Origin of the sequence: Comamonas sp. (assembly GCF_036643215.1) — a bacterium.
Classification (GTDB): domain Bacteria; phylum Pseudomonadota; class Gammaproteobacteria; order Burkholderiales; family Burkholderiaceae_C; genus Comamonas.
Genome location: NZ_JAVXSJ010000002.1, coordinates 191,778 through 215,766 on the forward strand (window position 1 = coordinate 191,778; position 23,989 = coordinate 215,766).

A 23,989-nucleotide genomic window follows, 5' to 3' on the forward strand; every position below is an offset into this window, starting at 1 on the left:
GGAATTCACCATGCAAACCAAGCGACTGTTCATGCAGACCGTGCTGGCTCTGGGTGCTTGCGCCAGCGCCACGGCAGCCTTTGCCGCAACGCCCATCAAGTTTCAGCTGGACTGGCGCTTTGAAGGGCCGTCTGCCCTGTTTTTGCAGCCTGTCGCCAAGGGCTACTTTCAGGCCGCAGGTCTGAACGTGGTGGTGGATGCGGGCAGTGGCTCTGGTGGTGCCATTCAGCGCGTGGCATCAGGATCGTATGACATGGGTTTTGCCGACATGGCGGCGCTGATGGAGTTTCACGCCAATAACCCCGAGGTGAAAGACAAGCCAGTGGCCGTGATGATGGTCTACAACAGCACGCCATCATCGGTGCTGGCGCTGAAGAAAAGCGGTATCGCCAAGCCAGTGGATCTGACAGGTAAGAAGATGGGGGCACCGGTGTTTGATGGTGGCCGCCGTGGATTTGCGCTGTTTGCCAAGGCCAACAAGGTGGGCGATGTGCAGTGGACGAGCATGGACCCACCGCTGCGCGAGACCATGCTGGTGCGTGGTGATATTGATGCGATCACGGGCTTCAGTTTCACATCGCTGCTGAACCTTGAAGCGCGTGGCGTCAAGGTTTCTGATGTGGTGCTCATGCCGTTTGCGGACAACGGTGTGAAGCACTACGGCAACGCCATCATCGCCAGCGCCAAGATGGTGCGCGAGAACCCCGAAGCCATTCGTGCGTTTCTCAAAGCCTTTGCCAAAGGGGCCAAGGAGGTCATGGCCAACCCGGCGGCTTCCATTGCTTATGTGAAGGAGCGTGACGGCATCGTCAACCCGGCCATGGAAACCCGCCGCCTGCAGCTGGCGCTGGATGGCGTGGTCAACACCAGCGATGCACGTGCTGAGGGTTTTGGCCAGATCAGCGCCACGCGCATGGCGCTGATGGCGTCGCAGGTGTCGGATGTGTACGCGACCAAGACGCGCGTGAATCCTGATCTGGTCTGGAGTGGCCGATTCCTGCCGCCTGTTGCCGATCTCGACGTCTTCCCCAAGAAGTAATTGCTCATTGATTAATAGCTGGATGCGCTTGATTGACAAGCGCTACAGCCCTGTTTCTTATGAACTCATCAGATACTGAAACTGCCAGACCGTTTGTCGAATTCAAGGATGTCTGGCTGGCCTACAACGAGGAATTGCTGCAGGCCAATCACTTTGCGGTGGAGGCGATTGACCTGACGGTCAAGCGTGGCGAGTTCATCGCCATCGTCGGCCCGTCGGGTTGCGGCAAGTCCACCTTTATGAAGCTGACCACGGGGCTGAAGATGCCGTCCATAGGGCGCATTACCGTGGATGGTGAGCGCGTGACCGGGCCGCTCAAAATTTCGGGCATGGCGTTTCAGTCATCGTCGCTGCTGCCCTGGCGCACCACGCTGGATAACGTGCTGCTGCCGCTGGAGATCGTGGAGCCGCACCGCTCGCAGTTCAAGAAAAAACGCAAGGAATACGAGGCGCGTGCGATTGCGCTGCTGGCCAAGGTGGGACTGGCGGGCTATGAGCGCAAGTTTCCGTGGCAGCTTTCGGGCGGCATGCAACAGCGCGCCAGCATTTGCCGGGCATTGATTCATGAGCCGCAGATGCTGCTGCTGGATGAGCCCTTCGGCGCGCTGGATGCCTTCACACGTGAGGAGCTGTGGTGCATTTTGCGGGACCTGCAGGCCGAGCAGAAGTTCAACGTGATTCTGGTCACGCACGACCTGCGCGAGAGCGTGTTTCTGGCTGACACCATCTATGTGATGAGCAAGAGCCCCGGCCGCTTTGTGGTGCGCCGCGACATCGATCTGCCACGTCCGCGAGATCTGGAAGTGACCTACACGCCAGAGTTTTCAGACATTGTTTATGAACTGCGCGGCCACATCGGTGCCATGCGCAAGAGTGGCGCTTCGAGCGGCACTGTGATCAACCAATAAGGCGCACCATGAAGCATAAAAAAATAGCGGAACGCTGGGCGCCGTGGGTCTTGCTGCTGCTGATCGTGCTGCTCTGGCAGGTGATCTGCGCGGGCTTTGGCGTGTCGGAATTCATCTTCCCCAGCCCCTGGGCCATAGGACATCAACTTTATGAGTTTGCAGGCACGATTGCCATGCACGCGTGGCGCACCTACTGGGTGACGATGGCGGGCTTTGGGTTGGCGATTGTGGTGGGTGTGCTGCTGGGTTTTCTGATCGGTTCTTCACGCCTGGCCTATGCAGCCTTCTACCCGTTGATGACAGCCTTCAATGCGCTGCCCAAGGCGGCGTTTGTGCCGATTCTGGTGGTCTGGTTCGGCATTGGCGCGGGGCCGGCAATTCTGACGGCCTTCCTCATCAGCTTTTTCCCCGTCATGGTCAATATCGCGACAGGGCTGGCCACGCTGGAGCCTGAGCTGGAAGACGTGCTGCGCGTGCTGGGTGCCAAGCGCTGGGATGTGCTGATGAAGGTCGGTCTGCCGCGTTCGCTGCCCTACTTTTTTGGCTCGCTCAAAGTGGCGATCACGCTGGCGTTTGTGGGCACCACGGTCAGCGAGATGACGGCTGCCAACGAAGGCATTGGCTACCTGCTGGTCTCCGCCGGTTCATCCATGCAGATGGGGCTGGCGTTTGCCGGGCTCATCGTGGTGGGCGCTATGGCGATGGTGATGTATGAGCTGTTCAATTTGGTCGAAAAGCACACAACGGGCTGGGCACACCGTGGATCTCAGGGTGAATGATTTGAAATCATTGCACTGATTTTGATAGCTGCCTGCGCACTATCAATATAAGGAAAAGGCCTGCCAGATCATGAATCTGGCAGGCCTTTTATTTTTAGTAGGGTGTGACTCTTAGCTGGCTTTGCGGCAGCTGGAGAAGGCATCCATAGGCGGCTTGTAGGTAGGCGTTGTCACATCCATCAGACCCAGCACAGTGTGGAACAGGTTGTCGTGCGAGAGCGGCTGATCCAACGTCTTGCTCAGGCAGCTCTGGTCAAGGCGGGTGCGTGCGCCCAGCGTGCCAAGCCAGCTAATCATGGGTACATGCTTCTGGTCATCAGGGGCCATGGCATAGGGCATGCCGTGCAGGTACACGCCCAGCTCGCCCAGCGATTCGCCGTGGTCGGACATATAGAACATGCCGGTTTCGTACTGGCTTTGCTGGGTCTTGAGCCAGGCTATGGTCTGGGCCAGAAAGTGGTCGGTGTAGCGAATGGAGTTGTCGTAGACGTTGACTACGCTTTCCTTGCTGCAGCTCGACAGGGCGTTGGTGGCGCACTCAGGCTTGAAGGCCTTGAGATCGGGCGTGGAGCGCTTGAAGTATTCAGGGCCATGGCTTCCCATCTGGTGCATGACCAGCACCACGCCCTTGGCGCGGCGTGCGGGGTCCAGCTTGGCGATGCGTTCATCCAGGCCGTTGAGCAGCATGCTGTCCAGACATTCGCCGTCTTTGCTGCACAGCGCCTTGCCTGCAGGGGTGTTCACGCTGTCGGCGGTATCGGCCATGGGGATACGCTTGCACACGCCTTTGCAGCCTGCCTGGTTATCGACCCAAAGCACGGCCAGACCGGCAGCCTGTATCACGTCGAGCAGGTTGTCATGCTCGATCTTGGAGGCGTAATAGCCTTCGCGCCCCAGATTGGAGAACATGCAGGGCACGGACTCGCGGGTGCTGGTGCCGCAGGAGCGGGCATTGCGCCAGCTCAGCACGTCGAGCTTGGATAGTTCGGGGTTGGTGTCGCGCGCATAGCCATTGAGGCTGAAGTTCTTGGCGCGGGCTGTCTCGCCCACCACCAGCACCAGCAGCGGCGGCTTTTGAGCTGCCGCATAGCTTGTGCCCAGCGCTGCGTCCGCTGTGATGCTGACAAAAGGCTTGGGCTTGCGGAGGATGGGGTCCAGCGCCACCGATGCAGCGGAGAGCACGGGGTTGATCGGGTTGATCATGTAGCGCAGCCACAGGTTGTTGCGCACCACGGGGGCCAGGTCCTTGTACGACACGGCCAGCGACGCTGCGATAAGCGCTGCACCCAGCACGAGCATCAGCGCCGTACGCAGCACATTGCGCAGAGCGTTTCGAGCAGGCTTAAGAGGGGTTTTCCACAGCCAGATGGCCGGCAGTATCGCAACGACCAGCATCTCGCCCAGCAGCTTGATGTTGAACAGGTCGGCACTCTCACGCGCATCCGTTTGCAGGATGTTGTGAATCATGCCCTTGTCCATGACCGTGCCGTAGCTGACCATGAAGTACTGGGCACTGGCCGCCACCAGCAGAAGCGCAATCCAGAAAGGCTTGGTAAAGCGGGGCCAGGCGAACAGGGCTGTCACCAGCAGGCTGGCGCCCAGCACCAGTGGCAGGACGCGAATGGCAAGCAAGGTCAGGCTGCCGTGATAGCCATCCAGTTCAGGCAGGCGCAGCCACAGGGCCCAGTTGGCTGTCAGCGTCAGCCAGATGGCTAGAGCCAGAGCGATGAACTGGGGGGTGCGGGGCTGGAAAAGTCGCTTGCGCGAAGAGGGGAGTGCGGAGTCTAGGGTAGCCACAACGACAGCGAGTAAATAGGTATCGGGGAAGTCTGGCTGGACTTTCTTAAAAACCGCTGAAGCCTCCTACATGGTTAACCCTTGTAATAAATTGTTTTGTGTCTTTTCGCCGGGGTTATGGGCAGAGTGCGGCTGCCGTGGCGGTTTCATCCCACTGCGCGCACAGGCGCTGGCGGCGCTCATCGGCAGGCAATTCGGCCAGATCGCGCATCTGGGCGTAAAAGCGTTGCCAGGTCTCGGGTGTGGCCGGGTCATTGCCGCGCAGCTGCTGCCACCAGTGCGTCATGGCCGGTATCCAGTCGTCGTAGGTGGACAGGGCGCCAAAGCTGGCGTTGTTGGCGTTGGCCACCCAGTCATCCGTCTGGGCCAGGCGCTGCAGATACTGCTCGCGCAGGGCGGGCGTGGTGAGCAGTGGCTCATCGGCGGCCAGCCATTGCGCTCTGAGCTGTGCATAACTGGCGCGAAAATCTGCAAACACTCTTGTTTTGATAGCTATTAGCGCTTGTTCATCAAGTGGTTGAGTTCTGTTTGACTCATAAATGCTCTGCAGGCGCTGGCGGGTTTCGCGCGTCAGCTGCTGCCAGAGTGAGCGGCGCTGCAGGCCTAGATGCCAGCGCTTTTGCGTGGCAGCGCTGGCATGGGTTTGCAGCCACAGCGGCGTGGCAATGCGCTCAACGGTGCTGGCAAAGGATTCGTTGAAGGCCGAGTCGTTCTTCACATACAGCAGCTGGTGCGCCAGTTCATGGAACAGCAAGCCGGCAAAGTCGCCTTCCTGCCAGTGGGTAAAGGTGCTGAGCAGCGGGTCGCCGCCCAGCCAGTTCAGATAGCCCAGCGTGGAATAGGCGGGCACACCATAGACGCTGGTTTCCAGCCCCTGAGCTTGCATGGCGCTGGCCTCAGTCTGCGCATCGCCCTTAGCGAAATAGCCGCGGTAGGCAATGCAGCCGGTGATGGGAAAGCACCACTGGTGCATGGCTAGGCTGTAGGGCGGCGCGGCCACCACATTCCACACGGCAAACGGGCGCTGCAGCTGGGCAAAGCGGGTGTAGCTGGCGTTGTCGGGCAGGGCCAGTTGCTGGCTGGCAAAGCGCCGCATCTGCTGCGCGGTTTGTAGCCGCTGGCGCAGCGCAGGACTCAGAGCCTCGTCGGTCAGCCAGTCATCAATGGGTTTGGCGGCCTGCATGATTTGCATCTGCCCCTTGAATCCTTGCCAGTAATAGCCAGCGCTGCTGCAGCCCGCAAGGCCGAGAATTACGGAGCTAATTCCTAGTGCAGCCGTCAGGCTGACTACACTCATCCTTTTTCTCATTGCGCTTGTCCGCCAGTCTGGTTCTGTTTCATGGATTTTTTAACTCTCGCCATCATTGTCACCACCGTGCTCTTTGTGCTCAAGAAGCAGGAGCAGCGTCAGCACACCCAACTGCTGGGCCAGCACTTGTCGAACTTTCAGATTGAAAAACTCATGGCCAATCTGATGGAAGGCTATCTGCGCGTGCTGGGTGAGCCAGATGCCCAGCGCCGCGATCAAATCTGGCCCGTGCTTCAGAATACCGAAAGCAGTCTGGTCAGTCAGTTTCAGCGCTTTGCTGATGAATTTGCCACCCTGCCTGCTGAGCAGACGCGCGCCAGCACCTTGCCACTGGCCCTGCCTTATATGACTCGCGTTCTGCCATCGGCCACGCTGGATGTGCGCGAGGCCATGAAGCTGCACGCCAAGGCCATGGCTGCAGCCCGCGTGGGTGATGCCAGCGACGAAGAAGAGCGCAAGCGCCGCGCCTTCACCATGACGGCTGAGCTGATGCTGATGCAACACACCTGCCACTGGTTCTGCCGTGGCCGCACCGTGGCATCCATGCGCCTGCTGGCGCGCCACAAAACGGCGTACGAGCAGGTGCTGCAGTCCGTGGCACCCGCAACGCTCAAGGCCTATCAAAAGCTGGTGAATGCTCGCAGCTGAGCCCTGATCTGGCTTTCGTCTGCAGTTGAGATATTTACGGTCTTGACCCTGCCATAGTCGATGTGAACAATGGGTTTCATGAAAAACCTGTTGAGCACATTGGCGCCGCTGCTTGAAAAACTTCCGGTGACGGTATCGGTGCAACTCCCCTCGGGCGAGCGCACCGGCCCTGAAGACAGTGCGGTTCAGCTGATCTTTCGCTCTCCCAAAGCATTTGCGGCGCTGGTGGGGGGCGAGGTGGGATCTGTGGCCTCGGCCATTGTCGAGGGCTGGGTCGAAGTCCAGGGCAGCCCACGCGACATCATGGCCGTGGCTGCTGGCCTGCTGCACGGCGACCCTGTCAGTCACACCCCCTCATGGCTGGGGCAGACGATCTCCAAGGCTCGCTCGCTGGCCATGCACACGCTGACGCATGATTCCGAGCAAATTCAGTTTCACTACGACCTCTCGGATGACTTCTACGCGCTGTGGCTAGACCCGCGGCGCGTCTATTCTTGCGCTTATTACAAAGATGCGGGCATGACATTGGCGCAGGCGCAAGAAGCCAAGCTGGACCACATCTGCAAAAAGCTCAAGCTGCAGCCGGGCGAGCGCTTCTGGGATATTGGCTCGGGCTGGGGTGGCTTGATTTTCTGGGCTGCAGAGCACTACGGCGTGCAGGCCCACGGCATCACCCTGTCGCGCAACCAGTTTGACCATGTGCAGCGGCTGATTGCCGAAAAAGGCCTGCAGGGCCGCGTGCAGGTGGAGTTGCGGGACTACCGGCAGATGGAGGGCGTACAGCCCTTTGACAAGATTGGCTCGGTTGGTATGTTCGAGCATGTGGGCAGCGCTAATCTGCCTGAATACTTTGAGACCATCTATTCCATGCTCAAGCCCGGCGGGCTGGCGCTGGTGCACGGTATCACCGCAGGCGGCGTCAGCAACGTGGAGCTGGGTGCGGGCATGGGCGACTTCATCAACCGCTATATCTTCCCCGGCGGCGAGCTGATGCATGTGAGCCGCGTGCTGCACGATGTGGCATCCAGCGGACTGGAGATGGTGGACACGGAAAACCTGCGCCCCCACTATGCGCGCACGCTCTGGGCCTGGTCGGATGCGCTGGAGGAGCAACTGGGCGAGGCTCAGAAAATCCTGCAGGCCCAGTATGACGAGGCGAAGGCCGCCAAGGCCATACGCGCCTATCGCTTGTATTTGGCGGGTAGCGCCATGGGTTTTGAGCATGGCTGGATTGCCCTGCATCAGATGCTGTGCAGCAGACCTGATGGCGACCTGAACACCGGGGTGATAAGAGGCGCGCAGAGCGGCTATCCTTTCAACCGCGAATACATCTACCGTTGAAGGAACAGCACCATGCCCTATAAATTCAAATCGCGCGCCACCGCAGACCTCATCATGCTGGATGCCAATGCCCGCACGCTGCTGGAAATCATGGGCAAGTCGCCTGACGATGCGCAAGGCATCATCACCGTAGAGCAAATTCCGGCTGCCATCGCGGCTCTGGAAGCCGCTGCCGCAGAAGAAGCCGCGCGGAGTAATGGCCAGAGCCATGCTCAGCCTGAGGACGATGAGCAGGACGAAGATGCAGACCGCGCGAGCCACGACAGCGTGGGTCTGGCACAGCGCATCGTGCCGCTGGTCGATATGCTGCGCCGCAGTGCAGCCGACGGTAAGGACGTGACCTGGTAAGCAGTTCTGTCTGTTCCGCCCATAAAAAAGCCTGCTTTCGCAGGCTTTTTTATGGGGGTCAATCGTTTGATTAGTCGGCGTAGATGCCTGCGGCCTTGATGACCTTGCCCCACTTGGCAATTTCGCTTTCCACAAACTTCTTGTGGCCTGCGGGATTGATACGGTCATCCGAGGCGATCACGGCGCCCAGCGCTTCCTGGCGCTTGATGAATTCAGGATCCTTCAGCGAAGTCTTCATAGCTTCGTTGACCTTCTTGACGACCTCTGCAGGCGTTCCCTTGGGGGCGTACAGGCCGTGCCAGATAGTGACGTTGAAGTCCTTCAGACCCAGAGACTGCAGCGTTGGCAGATCCTTGAGCGCAGGCGTAGTCAGCTGCTTGGTGGTGGTCACGCCATAGGCCTGAACCTTCTTGGCAGCGATCTGCGATGTTGTATTGGTGGTCTGGTCGCACAGCAGGTCCACCTGGTTGCCCATCAGATCGGCAATCGCAGGAGCGGCACCCTTGTAAGGCACGGGAGTCATGTCCTGCTGCAGGGCCGACTGGAACATCAGGCCGCACAGGTGCGAGGCGGAGCCAACGCCAGCGTTAGCCAGATTTACCTTGCCCTGGTTCTTGCCGACCCAGTCCTTGACTTCAGCGAAATTCTTGGCGGGCAGCGTGGGGCGGCCGATCAGTGTCATGGGCACATCGTTGATGATGCCGGCGTACTCAAAGTCGTTGAGCACATTGAAGGGCAGCTTGCGATACAGGGTAGGGATGGTCGACATCGCGATGTGCGTCAGCAGCAGCGTGTAGCCATCGTTCTTGGCACGTGCAGCTTTGCCGATGCCGATGGTGCTGCCAGCGCCGTCGGCGTTGTCGATCACGATGGTGGCATTGCCCAGCTGCTTGCGCATGGACTCGGCCAGGTCACGGGCGACCTTGTCGGTGGGGCCGCCGGCCGTGAACGGAACAATGATGGTGATGGTCTTGCCGGCGACTGGGTAATTGCTGTCGGCATGGCTGCTCACTGCTGCTGCAGCGGCCAAAGCCACGGTGGCGATTTTGAAAAAAGTCTTCATGGTGTCTCCCCCTAAAAATCTAGTCTGAACGAGTCAGGCCAATCGCCCGAATCAGGTGTAAGGCCGGATTCTAGGGAGTCCGAACCTGTAGGGTTTTACTTATTTTCTAAGTGTTATCCCGTGAGCATTCGGGTATTTACGAGCAACTTGCGCTTGCGCAAATGTGCTGCAGCGGCCCAGCTGTTTTTGGCGGTTACTGGTAAGACCGGGCGTCCACCACCACCTTGCCGTCATTGGGCAGACTGCCCGGTGCCACCATCTGTACCTCGCCGCGCAGCTTGGTGACATCGCGCAGGGCTTCAATCACCTGCAGGGCAAAACCTGGAGCGGTTTCCGTGGTCTCCACCAGCAGCTGCATCTGGTCGTTGGCCATCTCGCCTGTGACCACCAGTCTGGCTTTGCTGATCTGCGGAAAGCGCTTGACGACTTCGGCCACCTGCTTGGCATGCACGAACATGCCGCGCACCTTGGTGGTCTGGTCGGCGCGGCCCATCCAACCCTTGATACGGGCATTGGTACGGCCTGTGGGGCACTGGCCGGGCAGATAGGCAGACAGGTCGCCGGTGCCAAAACGGATCAGTGGATAGTCGGGGTTGAGCGTGGTGATGACCAACTCGCCCACTTCGCCCTCGGCCACCGGGTCGCCTGTGCCGGGGCGCACGATTTCCACGATCACGCCCTCGTCCAGCACCAGTCCTTCACGTGCCGAGGTTTCATAGGCGATCAGACCCAGATCAGCCGTGCCATAGCTCTGGTAAGCGTCGATGCCATGCTCGCGCATCCAGTTGCACAGCGAGGGCGGAAAGGCCTCGCCGCTGACCATGGCCTTGGTCAGGCTGGGCAGCTTGACGCCCATCTCCTGAGCCTTCTCCACAATGATTTTCAGAAAGCTGGGCGTGCCCACATAGGCGGCGGGTTGCAGGTCAACCATGGCCTGAACCTGCTGCTCGGTCTGGCCGGTACCACCTGCAAAAACTGTGCAGCCCAGAGCATGGGCGCCGGTTTCCATCATCGAGCCTGCTGGGACGAAGTGATAGGAAAAGCAGTTGTGCACAAGCTCGCCCGCGCGAAAGCCTGCGGCGTACATGGAGCGAGCCATGCGCCAGTAATCGGGGCGGCGGCTTTCGGGCTCATAGATGGGGCCGGGGCTGGCAAACAGCCGGGGCATTTCGTGGCCCAGGTCAATGGCGTTGAAACCGCCAAAAATCTGCTGTGGGCGCTGTGCGCCTTGCCTCTCCAGTAGCTCGCTCTTGCGCGTCACAGCCAGTTGCGCAAGCACCGCGCGGCTGGTGATAGTTGCTGGATTTACACCCTTGAGAATTTCTGCAAAGGCGCCGGAGCGCTGCTGTGCATGGGCGATCTGAGTGGGCAGAGCAGCCAGCAATGCCGCTTCGCGTTCATCAGGGCTGCGCGTTTCCAGCGCGTCGTAGAAAGCACTCATGGCAAATCCTGTGAAAAAGAAAAATTCAGGAGCAGGGTGAATCGTTAAAACTGGCGCAACCCAAGCAAGCGCCGCCGCGTAGCGAGGCTGTCGTCCCCCTTGGGGGGAAGGCGCGAAGCGCCTCAGGGGGAGTCATCAAGCCAGCCAGCGCTTGCGCCGTTTGTAGCTCTTCACATCCTTGAAACTCTTGCGCTCGCCGCCGCCTACGCCCAGATAAAACTCTTTGACGTCTTCATTGCTGGCCAGATCAGAAGCCGGGCCGTCCATCACGATGCGGCCGCTTTCCATGATGTAGCCGTAGTCGGCGTATTTGAGCGCCATATTGGTGTTCTGCTCGGCCAGCAGGAAGGTGACTTTTTCCTTGCTGTTGAGGTCTTTGACGATGTGGAATACCTCGTCCACGATCTGCGGGGCAAGGCCCATCGACGGCTCATCGAGCAGCACCATGCGCGGGTTGCTCATCAGTGCGCGGCCGATGGCGCACATCTGCTGCTCGCCGCCCGATGTGTATGCGGCCTGGCTGGTGCGGCGGGTCTTGAGGCGCGGGAAGTAGTTGTAGACCTTCTCCAGATTGGCGGCGATCTCGCCCTTGTCCGTGCGGGTGTAGCTGCCGGTAAGCAGGTTTTCTTCAATGCTCAGGTGGGCAAAGCAGTGACGGCCTTCCATGACCTGCACCACACCGCGCTTGACCAGATCGGCAGGCGAGAGATTGGCAATCTGCTCACCCTCCAGCGTGATACCGCCTTTGGTGACTTCGCCGCGCTCGCCCTTGAGCAGATTGGAGATGGCGCGCAGCGTGGTCGTTTTGCCCGCGCCATTGCCGCCCAATAGCGCCACGATGCTCTGGTGTGGCACCTGCAACGACACACCTTTGAGCACCAAAATGACATGGTTGTAGATGACCTCGATGCCATTGACTTCCACCAGCGGAGCAGGCTTGGCGGAGGCAGAAACTGTGGGCGCTGTATCACTCATGGCATCACCTGACGATCTCTAAATTGATAGCTGCTTACGTTTGACTGGTAAGCGCTTGAGGCATTTTTATCTTGAAAACAGGCCCAGCCCGTAATGGACCGGGCCTGTGGGCTGCTTAGCTGCAGCTACGTACCTTGACGTTCTTTTCCTTGGCGTACTTTTCCGCGTATTCCTTGACCAGGGGATCGATCAAGGTCTTGTCGGATTGGTACCAGTCGGAAGTCACGGTGAACTTTGCACCGTCCCAGGTTGCAATGCGCGCCCAGTCGGCACCCAGGTGGTTGTCGCAGCTGGTCTTGAAGGGGCGAATCATTTTTCCAAAGCCCAGCTCATTGAGGCGAGCCTGGGTCAGGTTCAAGTTCTCCAGGCCCCAGCGCACTTGCTCGGGCGTCATGACCTTGCCCTTGCCGAACTTTTCCTGTGCGGTGCGGATGGCCTCGACCTGCAGCATGGAAATCATCATGCCGCGCGTGTGCGCCAGCTGACCCAGTTCCTTGACATCTTTGGCCGTACCCTGGTTCTTGTCGTAAACCTGTGCTTTGACTTCGTCATGCACCTTGTCGCGCTCGGCCGTGTTGTGAATGGTTACGGTGTTGTAACCCTTGGCACCGGCACCGATGTCTTTCACGTCATGATCGGAGCCGCCCCACCAGATGGCATACATCTTCTCGCGCGGGTAGCCCGTGGCCTGGGCTTCTCGCACGGCCGTGGGCGTCATCACGCCGGCAGACCACAGCAGAACGTAGTCGGGGCGGTTCTGGCGAATTTGCAGCCAGGTGGATTTTTGCTCCACACCGGGTGCTGTCACGGGCAGCTTGATCAACTCAAAGCCTTCCTTGGCGGCGCGCTTTTCCAGCAGTGGAATGGGCTCCTTGCCATAAGGCGAGTCGTGATAGACGAGGGCGATTTTCTTGCCCTTGAGGCTGCCTTTTTCCTTCTTCAGAATGTCCTGAATCATGGAGTCGGCGGCGGTCCAGTAGTTGCCCAGCAGCGGGAAGTTCCACTCGAACACCTTGCCGTCTGCCGATTGCGACAGGCCATAGCCGGGCGTGACAACGGGAATCTTGTCGCCCACGGCCTTGTCCGTCACGGCAAAGGTAATGCCGGTGGATTGGGTATCAAAGCCGGATGCGCCGCCGTCCTTGCCTTTCAGGCGCTCATAGCATTCCACGCCCTTGGCCGTGTCGTACGCGGTTTCACATTCTTCGAACTTGATCTTCACCCCATTGATGCCGCCCTTGGCGTTGATGAGCTTGAGGTAGTCCTGCTTGCCATCGGCCCATGGGATACCCAGCGGTGCGAACTGGCCGGTGCGGTACACCAGCAGAGGGACAAACTGTTCTTGTGCCTGCACTGCGGGCGCAGTCATCAAGGCGCCCATGCTTGCCGCCACAGTAGCGGCAGCCATCGCAACTTTCTTGAACATCATCAACTGTCTCCTTGGGTTGTTTGGGACAAAGTCCCGGGCAGGCACTCTGTGGTGTCTTAAGAAAAATGAGAGCTAAGGCACGTAAAGCAGTCTTTGGAAGTGGCATGCGCCATCTCAGAGACGTCAAGCAAGGGCCGCCCCGCAGCGAGGATGTCGTCCTCCTCCCGCGAAGCGAGAGAGGAGGAAGGCGCGAAGCGACTCAGGAGGTGTTTCATATCAATGTGGAAACGGCCAGACGCGAAGCTTTTGGCGTGCGGTAGCCCAGAGCTTGGCCAAACCATGCGGTTCCACAATCAGGAAGAACACGATGAGGGCACCAAAAATCATGTGTTCCAGATAGGTAGCCGTGGCCGTGGACAGGGGCAGACCCAGCCAGTGCGGCACCTGGTTGAGCAGCAGGGGCAGCAGCACAAAGAAGGCCGCGCCAAAGATGCTGCCCACGATGGAGCCCAGACCGCCGATGATGATCATGAACAGCAGCTGCAGCGAACGATCCAGGCTGAAGGCTGCGGGCTCCCAGGCACCCAGGTGGACAAAGCCCCAAAGCGCGCCTGCAATGCCGACGATGAAGCTGCTGACGGCAAAGGCTGAAAGCTTGGCGTAGGTGGGGCGAATGCCGATCACGGCGGCGGCCACATCCATGTCGCGCATGGCCATCCACTCGCGGCCAATGGCGCTGCGCACCAGATTCTTGGCAGCCAGGGCCAGCACGCACAGCAGCACCAGGCACAGCAGGTACTTCTCCATGGGGGTGTCGATCTGCCAATTAAAGATGGCCAGCGGCTTGGCACTGACCGAGCCGGACGAGGAATTATTGGTCACCCAGGCGGCGCGGGTGGTCAGCCAGTCCACAAAGAACTGAGCCGCCAGCGTGGCCACGGCCAGATACAGGCCGCGAATGCGCAGACTGGGCAGACCGAAAATCACGCCGAACACCATGGCCACCACGCCGCCACCAATCAAGGCCAGCAACAGCGGCATGCCTTCGATGCGGGCCTGCAGGTTGTAGGCGGCATAAGCGCCTACAGCCATGAAGGCGGCGGTTCCCAGAGAGATCTGGCCGCAATAGCCGACGAGGATGTTGAGCCCCAGTGCTCCCAGCGACATGATGACGAAGGGAATCAGGATCGCCTGAAAGGTGTAGTCGCTGGCGATAAAGGGGACGATCAGAAAGGCGAAGGCTAGCACCAGCAAGATGGCCCAGCGGTCTTGCGCTACGCCAAAGATCTGCTGGTCTGCCGCGTAGCTGGTCTTGAATTGGCCGTTTTCACGATAAAACATAGGTCGTTCCTTCGGCCTTAAACGCGGTCAATGATCTTGTCGCCGAACAGGCCTTGAGGCCGTACCAGCAGAAAGCACAGGGCCAGACCGTAGGCAAACCAGGTCTCGATGCCGCCACCCACCATGGGGCCCAGATAGACTTCGGACAGCTTCTCGCCCACGCCGATGATCAGGCCGCCGATGATGGCGCCGGGCAGGGAGGTCAGGCCGCCCAGAATCACCACCGGTAAGGCCTTCAGAGCGACCAGTGACAGGGAATACTGCACGCCGAGCTTGCTGCCCCAGATGATGCCGACCACCAGGGCCACGCCACCGGCCACCGACCAGACGATGACCCAGATGCGCGAAAGAGGAATGCCGATGGACTGCGCCGCCTGATGGTCGTCGGCCACGGCGCGCAGGGCGCGGCCGGTCTTGGTTTTCTGGAAAAACACACTCAGGCAAATCACCAGCACAGCGGCAATGCAGGCTGCGTAGAGATCTTCCAGACTGATCATCACGCCGCCCGGGAACAGGCCGTCCATGATGAAGACAGGATCCTTGGGCATGCCCACATCAATTTTGTAAACCTCGCTGCCAAAGATCATGGGGCCGAGGCCGTCGAGCAGATAGGCAATGCCCAGCGTGGCCATCAGCAAGGTGATGGGCTCCTGGTTGACCAGATGGCGCAGGGCCAGTCGCTCGATCACCCATGCCACCACCACCATCAAGGCGAGGGTCACGATGATGGCCAGCAGGTTGCCGACCAAGCCAGGCTCCATGCCCAGCCAGCCGGGAATCCACTGCGAAAAGCGCGCCATGGTCAGGGCTGAGAACAGCACCATCGCACCCTGCGCAAAGTTGAAGACGCCCGAGGCTTTGAAGATCAGCACAAAGCCAATGGCAATCAGCGCGTACAGCGTGCCAACCATGAGGCCGCCGAACAAGGTTTCTAGAAAAAATCCCATGACTGCTCCTGTCAGTTATCCGTGGTGCCGTCCAAGCGAGGGACAGCCAGCAAGGGCCGCCCCGCAGCAAAGGTTGTCGTTCCTCTTGGGGGACGATGCGAAGCGGCTCAGGGGGTATCTCATTTCAGTGGCCAGCGCCCAGATAGGCCCGGATCACGTCTTCGTTGTTGCGTACTTCATCGGGGGCACCGTCGCCAATTTTTTTGCCGTAATCCAGCACCACGACGCGGTCCGAGATGTCCATCACCACGCCCATGTCGTGCTCGATCAGCACGATGGTGGTGCCGAACTCTTCATTCACGTCGAGGATGAAGCGGCACATGTCCTGCTTTTCTTCCACGTTCATGCCGGCCATGGGTTCGTCTAGCAGCAGAACCTGGGGCTCCATGGCGAGGGCTCGGCCCAGGTCCACACGTTTTTGCAGGCCGTAAGGCAGCTGGCCCACAGGAGTCTTGCGCCAGGCCTGGATTTCAAGAAAGTCGATGATGTGTTCGACAAACTCGCGGTGCTGCATCTCCTCACGCTGTGCGGGCCCGAGGCGCAATGCCTGCATGAGGATATTGCTCTTAATTTTGAGATTGCGGCCGGTCATGATGTTGTCGATCACGCTCATGCCTTTGAACAGCGCCAAGTTCTGAAAGGTGCGCGCCACGCCCATCTCTGCAACCTGCCGACTGTTCATGTGGTTGAAGGTCTGGCCACGAAAAGTGATGGAGCCTTCGGACGGCGTGTAGACACCGTTGATGCAGTTGAGCATGGAGCTTTTGCCGGCACCGTTGGGGCCGATGATGGCGCGGATTTCATGCTCTTTGACGTTGAAAGAAATATCGGTCAGAGCCTTGACGCCGCCAAAGCGCAGGCTGATGTTCTTGATGTCCAGAATCACGTCGCCAGCGGTTTTTGTATTCATGAAAATTCCTCTCAGGCGACGGCTTTGACGGCGGCGGGATGGATGCTTGCATCCACGATGGACAGCGTGGCGCTGACGCTGCCGGTGCGGCCGTCCTCAAACTTCACCAGCGTCTCAATGAACTGCTCTTTTTTGCCCGTGTACAGCGCCTCAATCAGCACGCCGTATTTGTCGGCAATGAAGTTGCGGCGCACCTTGCGGGTACGAGTCAGCTCGTCGTCATCGGGGTCCAGCTCTTTGTGCAGCACCAGAAAGCGCGCCACCTGGGTGTCGGCCATGCCGGGCTCGCTGGCCAGGTCGGCGTTGACTTGGCCTATGCATTCGGCCACCAGCTCAAGCACCTTGGCCTTGCTGGCCAGATCGACATAACCGCCATAGGGCAGGCCCTGGCGCTCGGCCCAGTTGCCCACGGCTTCGTAGTCGATGTTGATGAAGGCGCAGACCTCGTCCTTGCCATGGCCGAAACACACGGCTTCCTTGATGTGGGGGAAGAACTTGAGCTTGTTTTCGATGTAGTTGGGCGCAAACATGGCGCCGCGGCTGGTCTTGCCTACGTCCTTGGCGCGGTCGATGATGCGCAGCTGGCCGCTGGCGTCGATCACGCCGGCATCGCCAGTGTGAAAGTAGCCGTTGGCATCCATCACTTCGGCCGTTGCGTCGGGGCGCTTGTAGTACTCCTTGAGCACGGATACGCCTTTGACCAGTACCTCGCCGTTATCTGCAATTTTTAGCTCAATACCAGGTGCCGCCTGCCCCACGCTGGAGAGCTCAACCTGCCCGTCGCGCTGCAGGCAGACATAGGCGCAGGTCTCGGTCTGGCCATAGAGTTGCTTGAGGTTGATGCCGATGGAGCGAAAGAAGCGAAACAGCTCAGGGCCGATAGCCGCACCCGCCGTATAAGCCACCCGAATGCGTGACAGGCCCATGGCGTTGCGCAGCGGTCCGTAGATGAAGAGATTGCCCAGCTGGTACTTGAGCCGGTCGATGGCACCCACGTTCTTGCCATCCAGAATGTCCGAGCCCACGCGGCGGGCCACGCCCATGGCCTTGGCGTACATCCATTGCTTGAGCGGTGACGCGTCTTCCATGCGAATGGAGACCGAAGTCAGCATGCCTTCAAAAATACGCGGCGGCGCAAAGTAGTAGCTGGGGCCAATCTCGCGCAGGTCGATGGAGATGGTGGCCGCAGATTCTGGGCAGTTGATGGTGAAACCCGCCACCAGCCACTGCGCAAAGGAAAACAGATGGTCACCGACCCAGGCTGGGGGCAGGTAGCAGATGACGTTGTCTGAAGCATTGAGCTTGTCGGTCTGCGCACCGCCGCGTGCGGATTCGCCAAAGCTGGCATGGGTCTGGCACACTCCCTTGGGTTTGCCGGTGGTGCCCGAGGTGTAGAGGATGACCGAGACATCCTCTGGTTGCACGGCCTGAACCATGGCTTCATAAGCACCGGCGTTTTGCGCATCCCACTCTTTGCCCTTGGCCAGCAGTTCTTCGGTGCTGATGAGACCAGGCTGGTCGTACTTGCGCAGGCCACGCGGGTCGTCATAAATGATGTGACGAATGCTGGAAACGCTCTCGCGCACTTCCAGCAGCTTGTCCACCTGCTCCTGATTTTCGGCAAAGGCAAACGCGATTTCTGCGTCTTCCATCACAAACATCATCTCGGCGGCCACGGCATCCTGGTACAGCGGGATGGGCACAGCGCCGCAGGCCTGCACCGCCAGAAACCCCATGTAGACATGCGGGCGGTTATCGCTGATAAAAGCCAGGTTCTGTCCTCGTGCAAGCCCCAGAGCACGCAGGCCGCAGGCCATGTGGCGCACGGTTTGGGCGGCTTCGCGCCAGCTCCAGGTTTGCCAGATGCCGTACTCCTTCTCACGCAGAGCGGGCGCATCGGGGCGCTCTGTCGCGTGCTTGAGCAGCAGTTGCGGAAACGTGGTTGTCATGCCGGGTCCTTTGGGTCTTGGGAGCGCCGGCGTGATGAACACCCGGAACCTGAAGTCTTGCAGTCATGCTAAGGATGACTTTGACGTCAGGATGTCTGTTGGGCGACAATTTGCGGGAAAGCCTTCATAGTGAATATCCGCTGTGACAAATGCTGCTGAAAACGGCGCATTTGCTGCCTCGTGGAAATCCCGCTTTTGCATCGGCCCGGCTTTGGCAATGCTGCATGCCATGAGTCAAGAACTGTCATTGCATCAAAGGCGCCGCAAGCCTTTGGCTGTTGAGCTGGAGGGCATTCCGTGGTGGCCGGTTTTACTGCCCCTTGAGCGCGAGAACGTGCAGCGCGTGCTGGTGGTGGGGGATGCCGAGCCCGGAGACTATGTCTGCCGCACCGGCCATTCGCCCACCTACTGGTTTGGCGTGGTTGATGGTCTGTTCAAGATGAACACCGAGAACGCCGACGGTGTCAGCATGACGCTGGCCGGTCTGCCGCCAGGCGGCTGGTTTGGCGAGGGCACGGTCATCAAGCGCGAGCCTTATCGTTACAACGTGCAGGCCTTGCGCAAGAGCGTGGTGGGTGGCTTGCCCATCGACATGTTTCACTGGCTGCTTGATCACTCCATTGGCTTTAACCGCTTTGTGATGAACCAGCTCAATGAACGGCTGGGCCAGTTCATCGCAGCGCGCGAGATTGACCGAATGAGCAACCCTGACCTGCGCGTGGCGCGCAGTCTGGCTGCGCTGTTCAACCCCTTGCTTTACCCCGGTGTGGGGCAGGTGCTACGCATTACACAGCAGGAACTGGCCAATCTCGTCGGTTTGTCGCGTCAGCGCGTGAACGAGGCGCTGTCTGTGCTGCAGCGCGAGCGGGTGATTCAGATCGAGTACGGCGGCCTGCGCGTGCTCGACCTTGAAGCGCTGCGTTATGGCGAATTCAGCTCGCCGCGCAAGGCTGTAGCCTGATGCCTGCTATGAAGTTTGCGCAAACTTCATGTCCTTGGCGTAAGGTGTTGATTCCATGGCGCTTGTGGGCGCAACCAGAAAGCTTCAACACGTTCTGAAGCAAGCTGCGCTGGCCCCTTGTCCTAAAACCCAGCGCCACGCTGGAATTGTGGATAACTTTCGCCTCGCGTACGCGCGTTGCGCGAAAATAGAGGCCAAATGTCAGTCAATACTCCTAAAGATTCCGGCACCCCAGGTGCTGGCAATTCCTCCGCGTCGTCGGATTCCTCGTCGGCACGCCCTGTTTTGCGTGCACCAGCCAAGGCCGAGAGGCCCGCTGAAGACCGTGGCTACCGATCCGGCGGCGACCGCTCCGATCGCGGCTCACGCGGCGATGCACCGCGTGGTGATCGCGGCGCACGCCCTCAACGTGACGATCGTCCACGTTCCTCCGGCTATGGTCGTCCTGAACAAGGTCGCCCATCCCGCGATGACGGCGACCGCCGTGGTGGCTTTGCCCCACGTGATGATCGTCCCCGCTTTAACCGCGATGAACGCCCCGCTCAAGGCGGCGAGCGCAGCTTCGGCGGTGGTGACCGTGGCTTCCGCCCTTACGGCGAGTCGCGTGATGGTGATCGCGGTGGCGATCGTCCTCAAAACCGTGACTTTGGTGACCGTCCACGTTCATCCGGTTTTGGCCGTCCTGACCAAGGTCGCCCAGAGCGCTCCGAAGGTGGCGATCGCCGAGAGTTCCGTCCGCGTGACGACCGCCGTGATGACCGCCCTCAAGGCGGCCGTGACTTTGGTGACCGTCCACGTTCGTCCGGTTTTGGCCGTCCTGACCAAGGCCGCCCAGAGCGCTCCGAAGGTGGCGAACGCCGCGAGTTCCGTCCGCGTGACGACCGCCGTGATGACCGCCCTCAAGGCGGCCGTGACTTTGGTGACCGTCCACGTTCGTCCGGTTTTGGCCGTCCTGACCAAGGCCGCCCAGAGCGTTCCGAAGGTGGCGAGCGCCGCGAATTCCGTCCGCGTGACGACCGCCGTGATGACCGCCCTCAAGGTGGCCGTGACTTTGGTGACCGTCCACGTTCTTCCGGTTTTGGCCGTCCTGATCAAGGCCGCCCAGAGCGTTCCGAAGGTGGCGAACGCCGCGAATTCCGTCCTCGTGACGACCGCCGTGATGACCGCCCTCAAGGTGGTCGTGACTTTGGTGATCGCCCACGTTCTTCCGGTTTTGGCCGTCCTGATCAAGGCCGCCCAGAGCGCTCCGAAGGTGGCGAGCGTCGTGAATTCCGTCCACGTGACGGCGAACGCCGCGACTATCAACCCCGTGACGCTGAGCGTCGTGGTGGTGACCGCTTTGAAGGCCGTCGTGATGAGCGCCCTCAAGGTCGTGACTTTGGTGATCGTCCACAGAACCGTGGTTTTGGTGACCGTCCTGAAGGCCGTTCCTTTGACCGCAACGACCGTGGCGATCGCCGCAATGACGAGCGCCGTGGTGAACGCGGTGGCGATCGTCGTGATGACCGTGGTGGTGAGCCTGAAAAGCGCCATATCCCCGGCTCGTTTATTTCTGAAGCGACCCGCCGCCCAACGACCGGTATCCGCACTTACCGCCCTGCCGCTGATGGCTCGGATCGCGTGATTCCCGTCAAGCTGCCCGAAGTGGAAGCCCGTCAGGACGATCGTCCCGGTGCAGTTCGCATCAACAAGCGCATCGCTGACATGGGCATGTGCTCGCGTCGCGAGGCTGATGAGTGGGTGGAAAACGGCTGGGTGACGGTTAACGGCGAAGTCGCAATCATGGGCCAGAACGTGGTTCCAGGCGACAAGGTTGAGATCGACCAGAAGGCGCAGGAGCGCCAGGAGCAACAAGTCACCATCCTGCTGCACAAGCCCATGGGTTATGTGAGCGGTCAGGCTGAAGACGGCCATGAGCCTGCTGTGGTGCTGTTCACCAACGAGAACCGCTGGAACGAAGACCGCAGCAAGACGCGCTTCAACTTCAGCCAGCTCAAGGGTCTGGCACCTTGCGGTCGTCTGGACATTGACTCCGTGGGCCTGCTGGTGATGACTCAGGATGGCCGCGTGGCCCGCCAGATCATTGGCGAAGACTCCGAAGTCGACAAGGAATACCTGGTGCGCGTGACCATGGGTGACCGCGACCTGGACATTCAGTCCGTCTTCCCTGAAGAAAAGCTGGAACTGCTGCGCCATGGCCTGTCGCTGGACGACCAGCCTCTGCAGCCCGCCAAGGTGGATTGGCAGAACCCCGAGCAGCTGCGCTTTGTGCTGACCGAAGGCAAGAAGCGCCAGATTCGCCGTATGTGCGAACAGGTGGGTCTGCGCGTGGTGGGCCTCAAGCGCATCCGTATCGGCGGCGTGACTCTGGGCAACTTGCCTGTGGGTCAGTGGCGTTACCTGGCTCCTAACGAGAGCTTCTGATACCCCCTGAGGCGCTTTGCGCCTTCCCCCTCTCTCTTCGGAAGGGGGGCGGCAGCCTCGCTGCGGGGCGGCCCTTGCTGGCTGTCCCTGCCATCAGGCATCGCCAACTTTTAGAGAAATTGGCTTCTAGCCATTGATAGATAAGCGCAAGCAGCTATTCTTTTTGAATAGCGCTTGCGCTTTTTTCGTTTGTAGGCCAAAGCCCTTGAAATCGGCAGGGCTGTCCCAAGCTAATAAAACGCATCGCCTTGGGCGATAAATTTTTGCGGTTTTTTCAGAATTTCATAGAACGCTCATGACAAAGCAAACCCATTCCTTTCAGGCCGAAGTGGCCCAGCTGCTCCACCTGGTTACGCATTCGCTGTATTCCAATCAGGAAATTTTCCTGCGCGAGCTGATCTCCAATGCTTCGGATGCTTGCGACAAGCTGCGCTTTGAAGCGCTGGCAGATGCCAGTCTGTACGGCGATCAGCCCAATCTGGAAGTGCGCGTGTCCTTTGACAAGGCCGCCAAGACGCTGACGATTACCGACACCGGCATCGGCATGACCGAGCAGGAAGCCATCGACAACCTGGGCACGATCGCCAAGAGCGGCACCAAGGCGTTCATGGACAAGCTGTCTGGCGACCAGAAGGCGGATTCGCAGCTGATCGGCCAGTTTGGCGTGGGCTTTTACTCCGGCTTCATCGTGGCCGACAAGATCACCGTGGAAACCCGCCGTGCCGGTGCTCCCACTTCTGAAGGCGTGCGCTGGATCAGCGGCGGCACAGGTGACTTCGAGATCGAGAAGATCGAGCGCGCCGAGCGCGGCACCAGCATCACCCTGCACCTGCGTGATGATGCGGAAGAGTTCCTCAACGGCTACAAGCTCAAGCAAGTCATTGCCAAGTATTCCGACCACATCAGCCTGCCCATCTTGATGGAAAAGGAAGAGTGGAAGGAAGGCGAGAACGATCAGCCCGGTGAGATGGTCAAGACCGGCGAGTGGGAAACCGTGAACAAGGCCAGCGCCTTGTGGACCCGCGCCAAGAAGGACATCACTGAAGAGCAGTACAAGGAGTTCTACAAGGCCATCAGCCATGACTTTGAAGACCCGCTGACCTGGAGCCACAACCGCGTCGAAGGCAATACCGAGTACACGCAGCTGCTGTACATCCCTGCCAAGGCCCCGTTTGACCTGTACCAGCGCGACAAGCACGCTGGCATCAAGCTCTATGTGAAGCGCGTCTTCATCATGGACGACGCCGAAGCGCTGATGCCCCAGTACCTGCGCTTTGTGAAGGGCGTGATCGACTCGGCCAATCTGCCGCTGAACGTCAGCCGCGAGTTGTTGCAGGAAAGCCGCGACGTGAAGCTGATCCGCGAAGGCTCGGCCAAGCGCGTGCTGTCCATGCTGGAAGATCTGGCCCGCCACGACAAGCACGAAGCCGGCGCTGACGGCGTGACCGATGTGGTGGATGCGGATGACAAGGCCAAGGAAGGCAAGTTCACCCAGTTCTACAACGAGTTCGGTGCTGTGCTCAAGGAAGGCCTGGGCGAAGACCAAGCCAACAAGGACCGCATTGCCAAGCTGCTGCGCTTTGCATCGACTACGCACGACGGCCTGAACACCTCGTTTGCCGATTACAAGGCTCGCATGCAGGATGGCCAGGATGCCATCTACTACATCACTGCCGATACGCTGGCCGCAGCCAAGAACAGCCCGCAGCTGGAAGTCTTCAAGAAAAAGGGCATTGAAGTGCTCTTGATGACGGACCGCGTGGACGAATGGGCGCTGAACTTTGTGCAAGAGTTTGACGGCACACCGCTGCAATCCGTGGCCAAGGGTGCTGTGGACCTGGGCAAGCTGCAAAACGAAGAAGAGAAGAAGGCGGCTGAAGAAGCTGCAGAAGTCTTCAAGCCCGTGCTGGCCAAGCTCAAGGAAGCGCTGAAGGACAAGGCGGATGACGTGCGCGCCACCAGCCGTCTGGTCGATTCGCCCGCCTGCCTGGTCGTCAGCGATGACGGCATGAGCCTGCAACTGGCTCGCTTGCTCAAGCAGGCGGGTCAGGCAGCGCCTGAATCCAAGCCCGTGCTGGAAGTGAACCCCGATCACCCGCTGGTCAAGAAGCTGGACGGCTCCGTGCACTTCCATGACCTGGCGCAGATTCTGTTTGACCAGGCCGTGCTGGCCGAAGGCGGCCTGCCCGAAGATCCGGCTGCCTATGTCAAGCGTGTAAACGCGCTGCTGGCTTAAGCGGCATTAGCTCAATAAAAATCCCCGCAGAGTGGTGGCTCTGCGGGGATTTTTTTATGGGTTGCGGTGGGCGGCGATCGGTCATAAGCAGCCTTTGGGTTAGGCTAAAGTGTTGTTACTTCAGCGATCTGCATGTGCCCGAACTGGCTCATGAAAACAATGGTAAATGCGGCCTCGTTAGTTAACTTCAGTCAGAAAGCAAGC

At 59.7% G+C, this 23,989-nt stretch carries 19 protein-coding genes; 9 read left to right on the forward strand and 10 right to left on the reverse strand.

The window, feature by feature from the left end; all coding sequences use genetic code 11:
• Positions 1-10: 10 nt before the first annotated feature.
• Genes RSF91_RS02700 through RSF91_RS02710 form a run of 3 tightly spaced genes read left to right on the forward strand, consistent with a single transcriptional unit; the run spans position 11 to position 2,726 of the window.
• Entirely contained in the window at positions 11-1,039 is a 1,029-nt protein-coding gene (locus RSF91_RS02700; protein WP_332566960.1) for an ABC transporter substrate-binding protein, read from the forward strand.
• A gap of 59 nt (positions 1,040-1,098) precedes the next feature.
• Positions 1,099-1,947 (forward strand): ABC transporter ATP-binding protein, encoded by an 849-nt coding sequence (locus RSF91_RS02705; RefSeq protein WP_332566961.1) that lies wholly within the window; start codon positions 1,099-1,101, stop codon positions 1,945-1,947.
• An 8-nt stretch (positions 1,948-1,955) separates the two neighbouring features.
• A complete protein-coding gene (locus RSF91_RS02710) occupies positions 1,956-2,726 on the forward strand; it encodes an ABC transporter permease (protein ID WP_169107670.1) in 771 nt (256 codons plus the stop codon).
• A gap of 111 nt (positions 2,727-2,837) precedes the next feature.
• Here the strand turns inward: RSF91_RS02710 and RSF91_RS02715 are convergent, their stop codons facing one another.
• Together RSF91_RS02715 and RSF91_RS02720 are read right to left on the reverse strand one after the other, a co-directional pair.
• Complete coding sequence (locus RSF91_RS02715; RefSeq protein ID WP_332566962.1) at positions 2,838-4,523, reverse strand: phosphoethanolamine transferase; 1,686 nt, start codon at positions 4,521-4,523, stop codon at positions 2,838-2,840.
• A 115-nt stretch (positions 4,524-4,638) separates the two neighbouring features.
• The gene (locus RSF91_RS02720) at positions 4,639-5,820 is read right to left on the reverse strand and encodes an aminopeptidase (RefSeq protein ID WP_332566963.1); all 1,182 of its coding nucleotides are present in this window, start codon (positions 5,818-5,820) and stop codon (positions 4,639-4,641) included.
• A 42-nt stretch (positions 5,821-5,862) separates the two neighbouring features.
• Between RSF91_RS02720 and RSF91_RS02725 the strand changes: the two genes are divergently transcribed.
• The 3 genes from RSF91_RS02725 (at position 5,863) to RSF91_RS02735 (ending at position 8,169) form a co-directional block, all read left to right on the forward strand.
• Positions 5,863-6,480 carry a hypothetical protein gene (locus tag RSF91_RS02725; RefSeq protein ID WP_332566964.1) on the forward strand — a complete coding sequence of 206 codons (618 nt, stop codon included), beginning with the start codon at positions 5,863-5,865 and terminating at the stop codon, positions 6,478-6,480.
• A gap of 69 nt (positions 6,481-6,549) precedes the next feature.
• On the forward strand, positions 6,550-7,821 hold the full coding sequence (locus tag RSF91_RS02730; protein ID WP_332566965.1) for a cyclopropane-fatty-acyl-phospholipid synthase family protein: 1,272 nt from the start codon (positions 6,550-6,552) through the stop codon (positions 7,819-7,821).
• A 12-nt stretch (positions 7,822-7,833) separates the two neighbouring features.
• Positions 7,834-8,169, forward strand: a complete 336-nt coding sequence (locus RSF91_RS02735; RefSeq protein ID WP_332566966.1) for a DUF1840 domain-containing protein — start codon at positions 7,834-7,836, stop codon at positions 8,167-8,169.
• 70 nt (positions 8,170-8,239) lie between these two features.
• Here the strand turns inward: RSF91_RS02735 and RSF91_RS02740 are convergent, their stop codons facing one another.
• From RSF91_RS02740 to RSF91_RS02775, 8 genes are all read right to left on the reverse strand, one after another.
• Entirely contained in the window at positions 8,240-9,232 is a 993-nt protein-coding gene (locus RSF91_RS02740) for a tripartite tricarboxylate transporter substrate-binding protein (RefSeq protein ID WP_332566967.1), read from the reverse strand.
• Positions 9,233-9,425: 193 nt separating this feature from the next.
• Positions 9,426-10,673 (reverse strand): phenylacetate--CoA ligase family protein, encoded by a 1,248-nt coding sequence (locus RSF91_RS02745; RefSeq protein WP_332566968.1) that lies wholly within the window; start codon positions 10,671-10,673, stop codon positions 9,426-9,428.
• Between the two features lie 135 nt (positions 10,674-10,808).
• On the reverse strand, positions 10,809-11,648 hold the full coding sequence (locus RSF91_RS02750) for an ABC transporter ATP-binding protein (protein ID WP_099735530.1): 840 nt from the start codon (positions 11,646-11,648) through the stop codon (positions 10,809-10,811).
• A 115-nt stretch (positions 11,649-11,763) separates the two neighbouring features.
• Positions 11,764-13,077, reverse strand: coding sequence for an ABC transporter substrate-binding protein (locus RSF91_RS02755; RefSeq protein ID WP_099735531.1), 1,314 nt, complete (start codon positions 13,075-13,077; stop codon positions 11,764-11,766).
• A gap of 216 nt (positions 13,078-13,293) precedes the next feature.
• Positions 13,294-14,358: a branched-chain amino acid ABC transporter permease gene (locus RSF91_RS02760; RefSeq protein WP_332566969.1), complete on the reverse strand. Its 1,065-nt coding sequence runs from the start codon at positions 14,356-14,358 to the stop codon at positions 13,294-13,296.
• Between the two features lie 17 nt (positions 14,359-14,375).
• A complete protein-coding gene (locus RSF91_RS02765) occupies positions 14,376-15,305 on the reverse strand; it encodes a branched-chain amino acid ABC transporter permease (RefSeq protein ID WP_332566970.1) in 930 nt (309 codons plus the stop codon).
• Between the two features lie 124 nt (positions 15,306-15,429).
• Positions 15,430-16,215, reverse strand: coding sequence for an ABC transporter ATP-binding protein (locus tag RSF91_RS02770; RefSeq protein ID WP_099735534.1), 786 nt, complete (start codon positions 16,213-16,215; stop codon positions 15,430-15,432).
• 11 nt (positions 16,216-16,226) lie between these two features.
• Complete coding sequence (locus tag RSF91_RS02775; RefSeq protein ID WP_332566971.1) at positions 16,227-18,164, reverse strand: AMP-dependent synthetase/ligase; 1,938 nt, start codon at positions 18,162-18,164, stop codon at positions 16,227-16,229.
• Between the two features lie 229 nt (positions 18,165-18,393).
• Here RSF91_RS02775 and RSF91_RS02780 point away from each other — a divergent pair, with 229 nt between their 5' ends.
• The 3 genes from RSF91_RS02780 to htpG all read left to right on the forward strand — a co-directional run bounded on the left by RSF91_RS02780 (position 18,394) and on the right by htpG (position 23,785).
• Positions 18,394-19,125: a Crp/Fnr family transcriptional regulator gene (locus RSF91_RS02780; RefSeq protein ID WP_169107684.1), complete on the forward strand. Its 732-nt coding sequence runs from the start codon at positions 18,394-18,396 to the stop codon at positions 19,123-19,125.
• Between the two features lie 198 nt (positions 19,126-19,323).
• Positions 19,324-21,549, forward strand: a complete 2,226-nt coding sequence (locus RSF91_RS02785) for a pseudouridine synthase (protein WP_332566972.1) — start codon at positions 19,324-19,326, stop codon at positions 21,547-21,549.
• Positions 21,550-21,844: 295 nt separating this feature from the next.
• The gene (htpG, locus tag RSF91_RS02790; protein ID WP_332566973.1) at positions 21,845-23,785 is read left to right on the forward strand and encodes a molecular chaperone HtpG; all 1,941 of its coding nucleotides are present in this window, start codon (positions 21,845-21,847) and stop codon (positions 23,783-23,785) included.
• The last annotated feature ends 204 nt before the right edge of the window (positions 23,786-23,989 follow it).